This is a genomic window from Brevibacillus fortis (assembly GCF_046196545.1).
GTDB lineage: Bacteria > Bacillota > Bacilli > Brevibacillales > Brevibacillaceae > Brevibacillus > Brevibacillus fortis_A.
In genome coordinates this window covers 1,951,183-1,966,463 of record NZ_CP176370.1, presented here as the reverse complement: position 1 = coordinate 1,966,463, position 15,281 = coordinate 1,951,183, and the positions used below count along the sequence as shown (strand labels likewise).

At 49.4% G+C, this 15,281-nt stretch carries 13 protein-coding genes; 1 reads left to right on the top strand and 12 read right to left on the bottom strand.

All coding sequences use genetic code 11. From position 1 onward, the window contains the following. Positions 1 to 158: 158 nt before the first annotated feature. Positions 159 to 1,100 carry a DMT family transporter gene (locus tag ACKKE8_RS10205; protein WP_409178079.1) on the top strand — a complete coding sequence of 314 codons (942 nt, stop codon included), beginning with the start codon at positions 159 to 161 and terminating at the stop codon, positions 1,098 to 1,100. A gap of 48 nt (positions 1,101 to 1,148) precedes the next feature. Here ACKKE8_RS10205 and ACKKE8_RS10200 read toward each other — a convergent pair whose 3' ends face one another. The 12 genes from ACKKE8_RS10200 to racE form a co-directional block, all read right to left on the bottom strand. Further along, a complete protein-coding gene (locus tag ACKKE8_RS10200; protein ID WP_409178078.1) occupies positions 1,149 to 2,501 on the bottom strand; it encodes a protein O-GlcNAcase in 1,353 nt (450 codons plus the stop codon). 39 nt (positions 2,502 to 2,540) lie between these two features. Next, positions 2,541 to 3,188, bottom strand: a complete 648-nt coding sequence (yihA, locus tag ACKKE8_RS10195; RefSeq protein ID WP_409178077.1) for a ribosome biogenesis GTP-binding protein YihA/YsxC — start codon at positions 3,186 to 3,188, stop codon at positions 2,541 to 2,543. Continuing rightward, the gene (gene lon / locus ACKKE8_RS10190) at positions 3,185 to 5,524 is read right to left on the bottom strand and encodes an endopeptidase La (RefSeq protein ID WP_409178076.1); all 2,340 of its coding nucleotides are present in this window, start codon (positions 5,522 to 5,524) and stop codon (positions 3,185 to 3,187) included. The genes yihA and lon overlap by 4 nt, the downstream gene beginning before the upstream one ends. A gap of 247 nt (positions 5,525 to 5,771) precedes the next feature. Continuing rightward, positions 5,772 to 7,469 (bottom strand): ATP-dependent protease LonB, encoded by a 1,698-nt coding sequence (lonB, locus tag ACKKE8_RS10185; RefSeq protein WP_409178075.1) that lies wholly within the window; start codon positions 7,467 to 7,469, stop codon positions 5,772 to 5,774. Positions 7,470 to 7,664: 195 nt separating this feature from the next. After that, positions 7,665 to 8,930 (bottom strand): ATP-dependent protease ATP-binding subunit ClpX, encoded by a 1,266-nt coding sequence (gene clpX, locus ACKKE8_RS10180; RefSeq protein ID WP_007722243.1) that lies wholly within the window; start codon positions 8,928 to 8,930, stop codon positions 7,665 to 7,667. Between the two features lie 20 nt (positions 8,931 to 8,950). Next, positions 8,951 to 9,532: an ATP-dependent Clp endopeptidase proteolytic subunit ClpP gene (gene clpP, locus ACKKE8_RS10175; RefSeq protein ID WP_007722241.1), complete on the bottom strand. Its 582-nt coding sequence runs from the start codon at positions 9,530 to 9,532 to the stop codon at positions 8,951 to 8,953. 132 nt (positions 9,533 to 9,664) lie between these two features. Then, positions 9,665 to 10,957 carry a trigger factor gene (gene tig / locus ACKKE8_RS10170; protein ID WP_409178074.1) on the bottom strand — a complete coding sequence of 431 codons (1,293 nt, stop codon included), beginning with the start codon at positions 10,955 to 10,957 and terminating at the stop codon, positions 9,665 to 9,667. Between the two features lie 125 nt (positions 10,958 to 11,082). After that, a complete protein-coding gene (locus ACKKE8_RS10165) occupies positions 11,083 to 11,622 on the bottom strand; it encodes a metallophosphoesterase family protein (protein ID WP_409179090.1) in 540 nt (179 codons plus the stop codon). 30 nt (positions 11,623 to 11,652) lie between these two features. Continuing rightward, positions 11,653 to 12,246 carry an XTP/dITP diphosphatase gene (locus tag ACKKE8_RS10160; protein ID WP_409178073.1) on the bottom strand — a complete coding sequence of 198 codons (594 nt, stop codon included), beginning with the start codon at positions 12,244 to 12,246 and terminating at the stop codon, positions 11,653 to 11,655. Continuing rightward, on the bottom strand, positions 12,239 to 13,000 hold the full coding sequence (gene rph / locus ACKKE8_RS10155; protein ID WP_409178072.1) for a ribonuclease PH: 762 nt from the start codon (positions 12,998 to 13,000) through the stop codon (positions 12,239 to 12,241). The genes ACKKE8_RS10160 and rph overlap by 8 nt, the downstream gene beginning before the upstream one ends. Before the next feature lie 249 nt (positions 13,001 to 13,249). Next, positions 13,250 to 14,302, bottom strand: coding sequence for a GerMN domain-containing protein (locus ACKKE8_RS10150; RefSeq protein WP_409178071.1), 1,053 nt, complete (start codon positions 14,300 to 14,302; stop codon positions 13,250 to 13,252). Between the two features lie 96 nt (positions 14,303 to 14,398). Then, the gene (gene racE, locus ACKKE8_RS10145) at positions 14,399 to 15,211 is read right to left on the bottom strand and encodes a glutamate racemase (protein WP_409178070.1); all 813 of its coding nucleotides are present in this window, start codon (positions 15,209 to 15,211) and stop codon (positions 14,399 to 14,401) included. Positions 15,212 to 15,281: the final 70 nt, after the last annotated feature.

Below are 15,281 nucleotides of genomic sequence, written 5' to 3'. Positions count from 1 at the left end.
CGGATAGGAGTAATTGTGAAAAGTTTATTAACGGAGTGCACTTTGGGTATATCCTGTATAATCCGCTTGCGTTCCTTCCGGGAATACCTTATGATGTCGGCTATATATGAAAACAGAAGAAAAATTGCGAAAATGCCAGAAAGGAGAGGAAAGAAGCTTTGAGAAAACCTTGGATGGCAGACATAACGCTGCTCCTCGTCGCTTTTATCTGGGGAACCACGTTTTTGATCGTACAGCAGGCAATCGCTTCGCTGCCTCCCAATACGTTTAACGCCGTTCGTTTTACCATTGCCGCCTTATTTTTATTGATCATCTATTTCATCCGCAATCGTCATCGTGGGCAGACCTCTGAATGGAGAGGGCCACTCCTTCGTGCAGGCGTCATCCTCGGTTTTTGGCTCTGTCTGGGATACGCCTTGCAGACCGTAGGACTTTTGTATACAACGCCTTCCAAAGCTGGCTTTATCACTGGTTTATCCGTCGTATTGGTGCCGCTCTTCTCGTTTTTGCTCTTGCGTGAGCGCGTCAAGCCTTTCGCTATCGTCGGCGTGATTCTAGCAGCATTCGGCTTGTATTTGCTGACACAGAACCAGTCGTTCTCCTTTAATCTCGGTGATGCCCTGGTCTTCGGCTGTGCAATCTGCTTCGCCATGCAAATCATCTTTACCGGCAAATACGCACCTCGCTTTGCAACGCTGCCCCTTGCCATTACGCAATTGGGCACGGTAGGTGTTATCAGCTGGCTGTACGCCTTTTTCTTTGAAGATTGGAGTCGTGCCTTTGATCCGGCGATCTTGTTCAAGCCTGAGGTAGCCTTTGGTTTGATCGTCACTTCCATTTTCGCCACGGCACTGGCCTTTCTCGCTCAGACTGCCTTGCAAAAACAAACCAGCTCGACGAGGGTCGCTCTCATCTTCGCTTTGGAGCCTGTATTTGCTGCACTCACCTCCTACGTCTTTATTCATGAAGTATTGAGTGGAAGACAGTTGACCGGATGTCTCCTGATTTTCACCGGCATGATTCTCGCTGAGCTTCCCATTCAAGAATGGTTGCGGAATTTCCGTCAGAGAAAACCAAAAGACGGTCGTGAATCCGCCTGATACGAAAAGCAAAAAAGTTCCTTCTCCCCTGCGGGAAAGGAACTTTTTTTATGAGCTCTTCTTGACCTCTAGCATTACGGCATCCACAAAAAGCTGCATGACCGGTCCACACACTTCTTGCGGGTAACGCTCCGTTCGTTTGAGCCATTGTTTGAGTCGGAGCAAGTGATAAGCTGCCTGTGGAAGTCGCCCTCTTGTCCCCTGATCAATGAGAGCGACTGCCGACAGGCCTACCTTAGTCCACAGATGGAACTTCTCCACCCACGGCCTCGTTTCTTCTGCAAGCTTCTGATTCGTCATCCTTGCCAACAGCTTGTCTGCCGCCGCCTCCATCTTCTGAAAAAGAGCCGTCAAGTCAGCAATCGCTTTTTGCCGATCTCCTTGCAAAAAATGAAAGCGGAAGGTCAGGATCGCTTCTAACAATCGCGGCGATTCTATCTCGCATAAAAACGAGCTTTGCACGTTATCCGCAAAGGTGAAGAAAGCATCTGCATCCTTTTGTCCCGCTATTTCCTCTACAGCTTGTTTCCATACCGTATCAGGATCGTAGCCGATCGGATCTCGCAAATAAGCTGCCGTCGTAATCAAAGGAATCTTCGAGCATTCTGGTCTAGACATCGCATTCGCCACATAACCTGCTGCGTATTGCCACAGGTCAGGATCTCGGTGACGCAATGGACCGATATGTAGTTCATTCGCCATAGCCAAATCATTCACCGGGTAGTTGTCCCAATAAAATGGCTGATGACCCGTATACTCATGAAAGCGAATGGCATCACCATCCGTCAGGTAGGGCGAGCAAACGAATCGTCCCGTCCAGAACAAATCGATTTCTGGCGGCAAATGCTGGCCGAGGTACATGATGTACGCTTCTTTTCCAATCCCGTTGTATTGTGTAGGACAGACAACCAGCTTGACAGGATCGCCCCAGCTACGTATCAAATCCCACACATAAAGCGTCGTATGGGCATGCGCCTCCGCCAAATGGGCAAACTCGGCTACATCCTTCTCATGCAATAGATGCATGGGGATATCATCGAACAATAGCGCAAAGTAACGCACACCACGATCATACAAATCCCGATACTTCCTGCCCAACAACTCCAAGTGCTGACGATTCGTATATTCCATGCTGAGTCCAGGACCCAGGCAATAAATAAACTGCATGTTGCGAGTCTTAGCATGCTGGATCAACTCATCCAACTGTTGATTGGCTTTTGCAGGAAGTGGCTCCATCCAGCGTTCCCGGAGATACTCGTCATCTTTTGGGGCGTAGAAATACGCGTTGTAATCATGTCGGTGCAAAAAGTCGATCATATCCAGCCGCTCTTCATGTGTCCAAGGTGTTCCATAGAAGCCTTCGATCACACCACGTACAGCAAAGCAAGCACTCCCGCTCACTCAGATGCTCCCTTCCCCACGACGAATTGGGTCTAAGAATTACTCATTGGCTGGAGCAGTCTCCTCAGACTTGGCAGCCGTCTCCCTGGCCATTTCCTCTCCAGCACGGATACGACGCATAATTTCTGCCCACAGTTCATCCTTGCCTTGACCAGTCTCCGAGGAAAATACAATGATCGTATCACCCCCGCGCAAATTCAGGCTTTGACGAATGACCTTCGTGTGCTGTAACCAACGCCCGCGAGCGATTTTATCACCTTTCGTCGCTACGACTACGGTAGGGATCCCGATTTGCTTGCACCAATCGTACATCGCAACATCGTCTTTACTCGGAGCATGGCGAATATCGACCAGTTGAATTATGAAGCGAAGCTCATTCCTGTTTTTCAAGTAGCCCTCGATCATTTTTCCCCATTGTTCCTTGATCGTCTTCGCTACCTTTGCATACCCGTAACCCGGGAAGTCAACGAAGTAGAGCATTTGATTAACACGGAAATAGTTCAATGTCTGGGTTTTACCCGGACGAGAACTAATCCGGGCAAGCCCTTTGCGGTTCATCATTTTATTAAGCAGGGATGATTTTCCTACGTTGGATCGTCCTACCAGCGCGATCTCATGGAGACCATCAGTCGGATACTGCTTCGGTCCAACCGCGCTGATAATAAACTCTGATGATGTTACTTTCATGCTTTGTCACCTACTGGCTGTTTAGTTAGCGCGTGACGCAGCACTTCATCTAAATGATCAACTGGATAGAATGTCAGTTCACCGCGTACGCTCTCCGGGATATCCTCGATATCCTTCTCGTTGTCTTTTGGCAAAATAATCGTGGTTAAACCTGCACGGTGAGCAGACATGCATTTTTCTTTCAGCCCGCCAATTGGCAGAACCCGACCTCGCAACGTAATCTCCCCGGTCATCCCCACTTCTTTTTTCACAGGGATTTTCGTGAGGGCGGATACGAGTGCGGTTGCCATAGTAATCCCAGCAGACGGACCGTCTTTTGGAATCGCCCCTTCTGGAAAGTGGATGTGGATGTCGTTCTTCTCGTGGAAGGTCGGATCAATTCCCCACTGATCTGCACGGGAGCGAATATAGCTGAATGCAGCCTGTGCAGATTCCTTCATGACGTCACCCAGTTTCCCTGTCAGGGTGAGCTTTCCTTTTCCAGGCAAAATGCTGACTTCTACATTCAGCGTATCTCCGCCTGCTTGTGTCCAAGCCAGTCCTGTAACGGAGCCGACTTGATCTTTTTTCTCCGCCAGTCCATATCGGTAGCGCGGTTTGCCGAGCAGTGCCTCCAACGTCTTGACCGTAACCACGACACGCTTCTTCTCGCCGCCCACAATCAGCTTGGCAGCTTTGCGGCATACGTTGGCTGCTTCGCGATTGAGATTGCGAACACCCGCTTCTCGCGTGTACAAACGAACGAGCTTCAGCATCGCATCGTCGTTCATTTTCAGCTTATCTTTGCCCAGGCCGTGATCCTGCATTTGCTTCGGCAAGAGGTAATCACGCAAAATGTTCAGCTTTTCCAATTCGGTATAGCTGGAAATCGAGATGACCTCCATGCGGTCCAAGAGCGGACGCGGAATCGTATCGAGACTGTTTGCGGTCGTAATAAACATGACGTTCGTCAAATCATAGGTCTCTTCGATATAGTGGTCACTGAATTTGTCATTTTGGTTTGGATCGAGTACTTCGAGCAGTGCAGACGCAGGGTCTCCACGGAAATCGGACGCGAGCTTGTCGATCTCATCCAGCAAAAAGACAGGATTAATCGTACCGGCTTGCTTCATTCCTTGTATGATTCGTCCTGGGAGAGCACCTACATACGTGCGGCGATGTCCGCGAATTTCCGCTTCATCGCGTACTCCACCCAAGGAAATGCGAACGAAATTGCGCCCAATTGCACGCGCTACGGAACGGGCCAGAGACGTTTTCCCGACACCCGGAGGACCTACCAGACAAAGGATCGGTCCACGCATGGAGTTTACCAGCTTTTGTACTGCCAAATACTCCAAGACGCGCTCCTTCGGTTTATCCAAGCCGTAATGATCTTCATCGAGAACTTGCTGTGCATGATAAATATCCAGATTGTCTTCTGTCGTTTTCGTCCACGGCAGCGCGAACAAGGTATCGATATACGTACGGATGACCGAGCCTTCCGCAGAAGTTGCCGGCATCTTTTCCAGACGCTCGAGCTCTTTCTCGATCTTCGCTTTGATCCGCTCAGGAGCGTCCGATTTTTCGAGCTGAGCACGCAGCTCATCTACTTCACCTTGGCGTCCGTCCTTGTCGCCCAGCTCTTTTTGGATAGCCTTCATTTGCTCACGCAGGTAGTATTCCTTTTGCGTGCGCTCCATCTGTTTCTTCACGCGGTTGCCGATCTTGCGCTCCAGCTCTAGTACCTCGCGCTCGTTGTTCAAAATGGTCAAAAGAATTTCGAGACGTTCCTTGATGTTGGTCGTCTCCAAAATTTCTTGTTTGTCCTTCATCTTGAGCGGCAAATGCGAAGCAATCACATCCGCCAAACGTCCCGGTTCCTCAATGTCCTGCACAGAGGTTAGCGTTTCTGGAGAAACCTTTTTGGACAGCTTGATGTACTGCTCAAAGTGGCCCAGCAAGGAACGCATTAAAGCTTCCACTTCGTTTTGCTCTGTTTTTTCATCTTGCAAATATGTAATCGACACGACGAAATAATCTTCTTGTTGAAGATACTCCTCGATCTTCGCGCGTTGCAAGCCTTCTACCAATACACGGATTGTCCCATTCGGCAGCTTTAGCATTTGTTTCACACGCGCAACGGTACCAATACTGTAAATTTGCTCAGCATCTGGCTCTTCTATATGGACCTCTTCCTGTGTCGCAAGCAAAATCTTGTTATCGTCTACCATGGCTTGCTCCAATGCGCGGATGGACTTTTCCCGTCCAACGTCCAAATGGAGTACCATTGTCGGATAAACAAGCAATCCTCGCAACGGGAGAAGCGGTAATTCTCGTTTACCGGAACGTTCGCCCAAGCGGATGCACCTCTCCTTGTTGATCTACCCTCTTACAAAGAGCCTTATAACAGACAAAAACGGCCCTCAAAGCCGTTTTTTTAACGCCCGCCCGGCCCCGAAAAACGAGACAAAAAAGATCATACGCAATCATTTTTGTGGAGCTCGATTCAGGCCGGGCAAGGCCTCTGGCTCTTTGCAAGCAGAAGCTTTTTTCCATTGTAGCGCAAACACAATCCGATGTCTAATCTGCGAGCATACCCGACTGTTACAGGGATAGCGGAGAGGAAGCGAGATCCTCTGCTGGGATTTGCAAAGTAAATCCCGTCGTTTCTTCTTCTTGCATGGCAGCTTGCGGTACAGCCAGCTCGATTACCTCTGTAACAGTTGACACTGGTATGATTTCGATCCCTTTCATATCGGCAAAAATGCTTTGCCAGTTTTCCTGTGGAATGAGCACTCTGGTCGCTCCCGCTTGTTTGGCAGCCTCTACCTTCGCGACTACACCCCCAACGGGCTTTACCTTCCCATGAATACTCACTTCGCCAGTCATGGCCAGTAAATTATCGACAGGCTGATTCAAAATCGCCGAGTAGATCGCAGTGGCAATGGTAATGCCCGCAGAAGGCCCATCAACAGGGATGCCTCCCGGAAAATTGATATGCAGATCATAATCATACGGACGGACGCCCATTCTGTTCAGGACAGTCAAAACGTTTTCGATCGATCCTTTTGCCATAGACTTCCGGCGGATCGTCCGGTTTCGGCTGCCCATCTCCTCTTCCTCGGCCATTCCTGTCATCGCCATTCGACCTTGACCAGGAACAGCAGCGGGGGAAGCAGTCACTTCCAGCTCCATCACACTGCCCATGTTCGGACCGTATACAGCAAGACCGTTGACCAATCCGACTTGCGGTGTATCATGCACCTGCTTTTCAGGGCGAGGCGATTTTTGACTGCTGTGCATCACCCATTCCACATCGGCAGCATGGATGTCTTTGCGTTCTTCCGTCAAGGCAATTCCCGCAGCGATTTGCAGTGTATTGATCGCTTCACGTCCATTGGTCGCGTAGCGCTCGATCACGGAAACAGCGCTGTCTTCAATATCCATATTCATTTTAGGCACGGCCGTACGCACGATACTCCCAATTTCTCCAGCCTTCAATGGGCGGAAAAAGATTTCCAGGCAACGGGAACGAAGCGCAGCAGGCAATTCTTCCGGCAGCCTTGTCGTCGCCCCAACCAGACGGAAGTCGGCAGGCAAACCGTATTTGAAAACGTCATGAATATGCGAAGGAATTTGGTTATTTTCCTCGCTGTAGTAAGCACTCTCCAGCATAACTTTGCGGTCTTCGAGAACCTTTAGTAACTTATTCATCTGAACAGGATGAAGTTCCCCTATTTCATCAAGAAAAAGCATGCCACCATGCGCTTTCGTCACAGCTCCTGGCTTTGGCTGCGGAATCCCTGCCTGCCCAAGCGAGCCTGCTCCTTGATAAATCGGATCATGTACAGAGCCGATTAACGGGTCAGCAATCCCGCGCTCATCAAAACGAGCAATCGTCGCATCGATTTCAATAAACTTGGCATCAGAAGAAAACGGCGACAACTGATTTTTCTTCGCTTCTTCGAGCACGACCCTAGCCGCTGCGGTCTTGCCTACACCAGGTGGTCCATAAATAATGACATGCTGTGGGTTCGGACCACACAAAGCGGCACGCAACGCACGAAGCCCATCTTCTTGCCCTACAATTTCTTCCAAAGTCGCTGGTCTTGTTCTCTCTGACAGAGGTTCTGTCAACGCAACCATTCTCATTTTACGAATGGAATCAAGATCCTTGCGCGATTCCTTTTCGGTTGAGGTTTTCGTGTTTCTCTGCGCTCGCAGCAAGTTCCAAAAGTAGGTGCCGATCACGATACCAACAACCACTTCAATGACAGCAATGACCAATGTCGTATAGTCCATATGCAGTCCCTCCCATGCGTCTTCGCTTGCAGTCAACTTTTGTCCCCCGAAGAGAAGGGAACCTGTTCCTGACCGTTTTGTGCATATGTAAAGCTTCTCTTGAACGATATCAAGTAGTATTGCCCCGCAAGCGTAGACATAAACCAACAACAAAAAAACCACCTCGTTTATAACGAGATGGTTTGTGTACAATACTTATGCTGTTTCTTCGTGCAATTCCTGGCCTTCTTTGGTCAACAGTTGCGGCTTCACTTTGTCGCGAACCGTTTCTTCGGTAATCACGCACTTGTTGACGTCTTCTCTAGAAGGAAGCTCATACATCATGTCGAGCATGATTTGTTCGATAATCGCACGCAGTCCGCGCGCACCAGTGTTGCGCTTAATCGCTTCTTTGGCGATTTGCATGAGCGCACCGTTATCGAACTCCAGCTCAACACCGTCGAGACTCAGCAGTTTTTGGTACTGTTTCACCAAAGAGTTTTTCGGCTCTGTCAGGATACGCACGAGCGTCTCCTCATCCAGCGGCTCCAAGGTAGCCAGCACTGGCAAACGACCGACAAACTCTGGAATCAGACCAAATTTCAGCAGGTCTTCCGGCAAAATGTATTTCAGGTATTCTCCGGCTTTCAGATCGCCTTTTACGCCATCGCCGAAGTCTGCACCGAAACCGATGACTTTTTTACCCAAACGACGCTTAATAATCTGCTCGACGCCATCAAATGCACCACCGCAGATGAACAAAATGTTCGACGTGTCGATTTGGATGAACTCTTGGTGAGGATGCTTGCGTCCGCCTTGTGGTGGAACACTCGCAACAGTACCCTCCAAAATTTTCAAAAGCGCTTGTTGAACGCCTTCACCAGATACATCACGCGTGATGGATGGGTTTTCCGATTTGCGGGCTACCTTATCAATCTCGTCGATGTAAATGATTCCTTTTTCAGCCTTCTCAACATCATAATCAGCAGCCTGGATGAGCTTGAGCAAAATGTTTTCAACATCTTCGCCCACATAGCCTGCTTCTGTCAGAGAAGTTGCGTCTGCAATCGCGAAAGGTACATTCAGAATGCGCGCCAATGTTTGCGCGAGCAACGTTTTCCCGCTACCAGTTGGACCGATCAGCATGATGTTGGATTTTTGCAGCTCCACATCCTCGATCTTCGCCCCGGAATTAATCCGTTTGTAGTGGTTGTACACCGCTACAGACAAGGACTTCTTCGCCATATCTTGACCAATGACATAGTCGTCCAAGATTTTGCGAATTTCCACTGGCTTTGGAATTTCTTTCATATCGATTTCTTCTTCAGTGCCCAGTTCTTCCTGTACAATTTCATTGCACAGTTCGATACATTCGTCACAAATGTAAACACCAGGACCAGCTACCAGCTTGCGCACCTGTTCCTGGGACTTGCCGCAGAAGGAACACTTCAGTTGGCCTTTGTCGTCGTTAAACTTAAACATGCGCTTCACCTCACAACGGGTCAGTTTTTGCGTTCGATAATAGAGTCAATCAATCCGTAGGCCTTTGCTTCTTCTGCGCTCATGAAATTGTCGCGGTCTGTATCCTGCTCTACGCGTTCATAAGGCTGACCTGTCCGCTCAGACAAAATCTCATTCAGCTGGCGCTTCGTTTTCATGATCCATTCCGCATGAATGCGGATGTCTTCAGCTTGCCCACGTACACCACCGAGCGGTTGGTGAATCATTACCTCGGCATTTGGCAGTGCGAAGCGTTTGCCTTTTGCACCAGCAGCCAACAGGAACGCACCCATGCTGGCAGCCATGCCCACACAAATCGTGGACACATCCGGTTTGATGTACTGCATGGTGTCATAGATGGCCATTCCTGCTGTAACAGAACCACCTGGAGAGTTTATGTATAGCGATATGTCTTTGTCCGGATCTTCTGCCTGCAAGAAAAGCAGCTGAGCAACAACCAGATTGGCGATTTCATCATCAATCTCGGTGCCCAAGAGAATAATCCGGTCTTTCAGGAGGCGCGAGTAAATATCGTAGGAGCGCTCGCCCCTGCTTGTTTGCTCAATGACCATAGGGATTAGCATTATGTATTTTCCTCCTTTGCCGAAAAAAGTCAATGGTGGAAAAACAAGGCACGATACACTCGTGCCTTGTGGTCTTGACAGTCAGCGCTCAGGGTTAGCCTGCCCACTGACCAATCATGCGTTCTTCTAAGCTTATGCTGTTACTTTGCTTTCTGCAACCAGCAAATCTACTGTTTTGCGAGTTTGCACATCGCGATACAGAGCAGCCATGCCATCTTGTGCGGAGAAGATTTTGCGCAGCTCGTCTGCTGGGCGGCCGTATACGCCAGCCAGTTTCTCGAGTTCTGCAGTTACATCTTCTTCTGTTGCTTCGATGTTTTCTGCTTTGCCGATTGCTTCCAAAGTCAGGGAAGTGCGAACGCGGGATGTTGCGTCTGCACGCAATTGATCACGCAGTTGGCTCTCATCCATGCCGGAGAACTGGTAGTACAGTTCCAGCGTCATGCCTTGGTATTGCAGACGTTGACCAAATTCATTTACCATTTGATCCAATTCATGCTCAACCATTACTGCTGGCAGATCGATCTCAGCGTTTTCAGCTGCTTTCAGAACGAGCTGCTCACGAACATATTGATCTTTTTCTTGCGCAGTTTTTTCTTCGAGTTTTTTCTTGGTGTCTGCTTTCAGCTCTTCCAGCGTGTCGAACTCGCTCACGTCTTTGGCAAACTCATCATCCAAAGCAGGCAGGTTTTTGCGCTTCAGGCTGTTCAGCTTCACTTTGAATACCGCTTCTTTACCAGCGAGGTTAGGAGAGTGGTACTCTTCAGGGAAAGTTACGGTAATTTCTTTTTCTTCGCCGATGTTCAAGCCAGCCAGTTGCTCTTCGAACCCTGCGATGAAAGTACCGGAACCCAGTTCCAGAGAATAATCTTCCGCTTTACCGCCTTCAAAAGCTACTCCGTCTTGGAAGCCTTCGAAATCGATTACTGCGATATCGCCTGTTTGTGCGGCACCCTCTTCTACTGCTACGAGCTCAGCATGACGCTCTTGCATGCGCTTCAGTTCAGCATCAACGCTCTCTTCTGTTACAGAGAAGTCTTTTTCTTCGATGGACAGACCTTTGTAGTCGCCCAGCTTCACTTCAGGCTTCACAGTTACAGTCGCTTTGAAGATCAGGTTTTTCCCTTGTTCCATTTGCGTTACGTCTACTTCTGGACGATCTACTGGCTCGATACCAGCTTCACGAACAGCTTGTCCGTATGCAGTTGGAAGCAGAATGTCAAGAGCGTCTTGGTACAGAGATTCTACACCAAAACGGGATTCGAACATTTTGCGTGGTACTTTTCCTTTACGGAATCCTGGAACTTGAACTTTTTGAACCACTTTTTTAAACGCTTGATCCAATGCTGCGTCTACTTGCGTAGCATCTACTTCAATCGTCAGGACTCCCTGGTTATTCTCTACCTTTTCCCAATTTGCTGCCACGTAAACTTCCCCTCCTAAATCGAATCAACAGAACATCGCCAGCCGCGCCATGGTATCTTCGCAGGCTCGGATGATAATATTCTAGCCATTATAACCATTCTAGTATAGCACAAATCTTTTAGTTTTCAAGAAGACCTCATTGGTCGACGAACAGAATAGTTCCCTCCCAATTGTGAAACCAGGTTGCCCAAATGGTCATAAAACGCCACGGATATGTAAACTTCTGTCGGGCTCGTTCCTGTCTCTTCTACAAGAGCATATGTCGGTACGTGAAAACCGCGCGGCATTTGCAGGCTGCCCGGATTCAGAAACAAGATGTCTCTTTCCACGCCACAGACAGGTACATGAGAGTGACCGAATACGACTACATTTGCTCCGACCTCTTCTGCACGGTAATGAAGACGCAGAAGAGAGCCTTTCACTCCGAAAAGATGCCCGTGCGTTTGCAGGATGTGAAGGTCTCGCCATTTGGTCTCTTGCTCAGTCGGCACCTCTTGTGTCGAATCGCAATTGCCCCGGACAAGCGTCATGTTGGAAAACGGCTCGCGCTTATGGTCGACACAAAAATCGCCACAATGCAAAATCTTTTCGACATGATGTCGTTTGACGACCTGGCTTACTTCCCGAACCAAGCCGTGGCTATCGCTCATGATGAGAATTCCCATCACGCCTCACTCTCCTGTTTTCTCTCTAGTCTACTTGATGATTTCGAGCAGTTGCTGCATGGCACGAGCGCGGTGGCTGATCTGATTCTTTTCTTCTGGCATGAGTTCGGCCATCATTTTGTCCATCGATGGGATGTAGAATACCGGATCGTATCCGAAGCCGTTTGTCCCTTTTGGCTCACGCGCAATCACACCCTCACAAGCGCCAGTGGCAATGATTGGCTCTTCGCCAGGAATCACCAACGCCAACGTACAACGGAAGCGAGCTGTGCGTTCCTGTGTCGACACCTCTTCCAGCTCTTTCAACAATTTACGCCAATTCTGCTCGTCTGTTGCATCTTCCCCGGCAAAGCGTGCGGAGTAAACACCAGGACGTCCTTCCAGCGCATCTACTTCCAGACCGGAATCGTCACCGAGGGCTGGCATTTTCAAGTATGTAGAGATTTCGATTGCTTTTTTCAGCGCGTTTCCTTCGAAGGTGTCTTTGTCTTCTACTACCTCGGGCACACCCTCAAATTCAGCGAGGCTAATTCCTTCCCAGCCTGCATCTGCGAACAGCCTGTTGAATTCTTTCACTTTTCCTTGGTTACGTGTTGCGAGAACGACTCTTTTTCGATTAGGCATGACTTTCCTCCGCTACTGATTGTGCAAAAGAGAGCGTAACATCAGCGAGCGCCTCTTTTTGACTGTTAATCAAGTTGTCAATGCCGACTTTTGCAAGGGCAATCATTTCTTGTAGCTGCTCAGGCGAAAACGGAGCATCCTCCCCTGTTCCTTGCAGCTCGACAAACTTTCCTTTTCCCGTCATGACGACATTCATGTCCACAATCGCTGAAGAATCTTCTTTGTAGTTGAGATCGAGCACGGCTTCCTCGCCAACTACCCCTACTGAGGTCGCTGCCAGGAAGTCATTGAGCGGCAGCTGCTTCCAGGTGCCACTATCCACCAGCTTTTGCATCGCGTCTACCATTGCCACGTAGGCTCCGGTAATCGAAGCTGTCCGCGTACCTCCGTCTGCCTGAATGACATCGCAATCCAACCAAATGGTGCGTTCACCCATTGCTTCAAGGTTTACAACGGAGCGCAGAGCACGTCCGATCAGACGCTGAATCTCCATTGTTCGTCCACCGACTTTTCCTTTGGACGACTCACGCGCGTTGCGGGTCGCTGTTGCTCGGGGAAGCATGGAATACTCGGCTGTGATCCAGCCCTTCCCGCCACCACGCATAAAAGGTGGCACCCGGTCCTCCAAAGTCGCCGTACAAATCACCTTTGTGTCTCCGACTTCAATCAGGCACGATCCTTCTGCGTGTTTAATGTAATTGCGCGTAATGGTTACAGGGCGCAATTGATCATGGGCACGGCCATCCACTCTCATTCCAAGTTCCTCCTAAATCGCTTTGATACACTCCGCTCATTATACCAGAGGCGGGAAACGATCTGCCACTGCACAAACGCCTCTTCCTTATTTACATTAATTGCAAATATTCTTGTCACTTTACTCTTTCAATAAAAATTTCATGCGGACATCGGTTGCTCCTTGGCGGCTGGAGGACTGTACGTGCTAGTGACAGCAGGCAAGTGGCGAACAAAAACCACGCTCGTTAATACGGGCGTGGCTCGTTCATTACATCTGAATGGGATTTAGTTGAACGGGACGGCTCACTGGCTTGGTGAACTCGCCACTGGCTAGCGGTTTTCCTTCCACTAGCAGCTGCACTTGCTTGGCTCCTGTCGTTTCTGTCAATGACAAGACGAGCGATTGCAAGGCTTCTGGACTCGCTTCCTTGCCATCGTCATACTTGAGGATGTCACTACTCAAATTGACTGTCACCAAATCTTTTTCCTGCTTCACATTCAGAACACGTGTCGTACGCAGCAAGGAACTAAAAAGCTGAGATCCTTGTTTCGGTCCTTTGATCAACTCTTCAACGGTTGCCTTGGCGATGTCAGCCGTTTCAGGAACCAGGCGAGTGACTGGGACATAATACGTACGTGTGTCATCCAGCTGTCCTTGGAAATAAACCGTTACGCTGGAGGTATCTCCTGGTACCGCCCCATCACCCAATTCGAGATTGACTCCTTGATTGCGGTCTAATAGCGTAATGGGTGTTTTAGCTGCTGGCATTTCCGTCAACGGCGTTCCGTTCACCCAAATTTGCACAGTCTTGACGGTGTTAAATTCCGTCAACGCCCGGGTGACTGCATCGACTATTTTTTTCTCGTCTTTCTCCTCGTACGTTTTGAAGTCTTTGGAAAAATCGACAGTGGCTACGCCGTTTTTGATGACTAGTCCTTTTACTTCTGTCCCTTTCGGCAAGACAGCGGAGAAGCCGCCCTGGAGCATGCTTTCTACCGGGCCACCTTTTACCATGTAGTTCAATACTTGTTTGGCAGGACCTTCTGATTTCGGAAGAGTCATCGAGACAGGAACGATATATCCATTCGCATCCTGCAAGTACACCATTCTCTCTCCAGTCTCCTGAACGACCGCTTGTGCGCCTTCTTTTGCAGCATCCGGGGACGGCGTGCCGTTTGGCAAATCAACTGATACCTCTGACTGCGGTGGTGCATCAATACTAATTGTTTCCTTTTCCGGGCCAAAGAGACCGCAGCCCGACAAAAGCACTGCGCTAACCCCCAGCACGGCCGTCATTTTCCCGATGTGCCTTATCTTCATTTCCCCAGCCTCCTCCAGACACTTTGTACTACCATGTATACGAGCTAGGCTTGGGTTTATGCGTTGAAAGTTTGTCTCGCCAGACAAGGTCTTCTATCAGGGCTGGACGGATTTTTCCAATGAGTTGTGCTGGACGTTTACTTTGCAATCCAGCCACTCTTCTGCAATGGTCCGGAATTTGTGGGCGTCCCCACTCGTCACAAACAGATGTTCCGGACGCTCTATTTGCTTGCTTTCGGCGTCCGTCGCAATTTGCAGGGACAATTCTCGCGCTGTCTCTTCTGCGGAGTTGATCAAGCGTACTCGATCTCCCATCACTTCCGAAATGACTGGGGCGAGCAACGGATAGTGTGTACAACCCAAAATTAACGTGTCCAAATCTTCGTGCAAGAACGGGGCGAGCGTTTCTTTTACGACTCTTCTTGCTTCCTCCGAGTTCGCCATGTGGCTCTCCACCAGTGGCACAAATGCGGGACAAGCCATGCCTGCGACGTACAGATCCGGTTGAATCCGTAAAAGCGCACGTTCATACGCCTTGGTACGAATGGTCGTTTCCGTCCCGATGACACCGACCCTTCCGTTTTTCGTCACTTGAACAGCCGCACGTGCCCCTGGTTCAATCACCCCAATGACGGGCAGTGGCAAATCCTCCATCGCTTCCTCCAGCACGACGGCAGTCGCAGTATTACAGGCGATCACCAATGCTTTTAACGGTGTACGCATCACATAATCGATCATTTGAAAGCTGTAGGCACGAATCTCTTCCGGCGATTTGGAGCCATACGGACAACGGGCATTATCGCCTACATAAACAATCCGTTCTTCGGGTAGCTGACGCATGACTTCCTTCGCAACAGTTAATCCTCCCACTCCTGAATCAATAACGGCAATCGCTCGTTCTCTACTCATGCTAATGTGTCTCCCCTGTTGAAATGAATATAGTACAGCATACCACTCAAACATTTGTGCTACTACCATA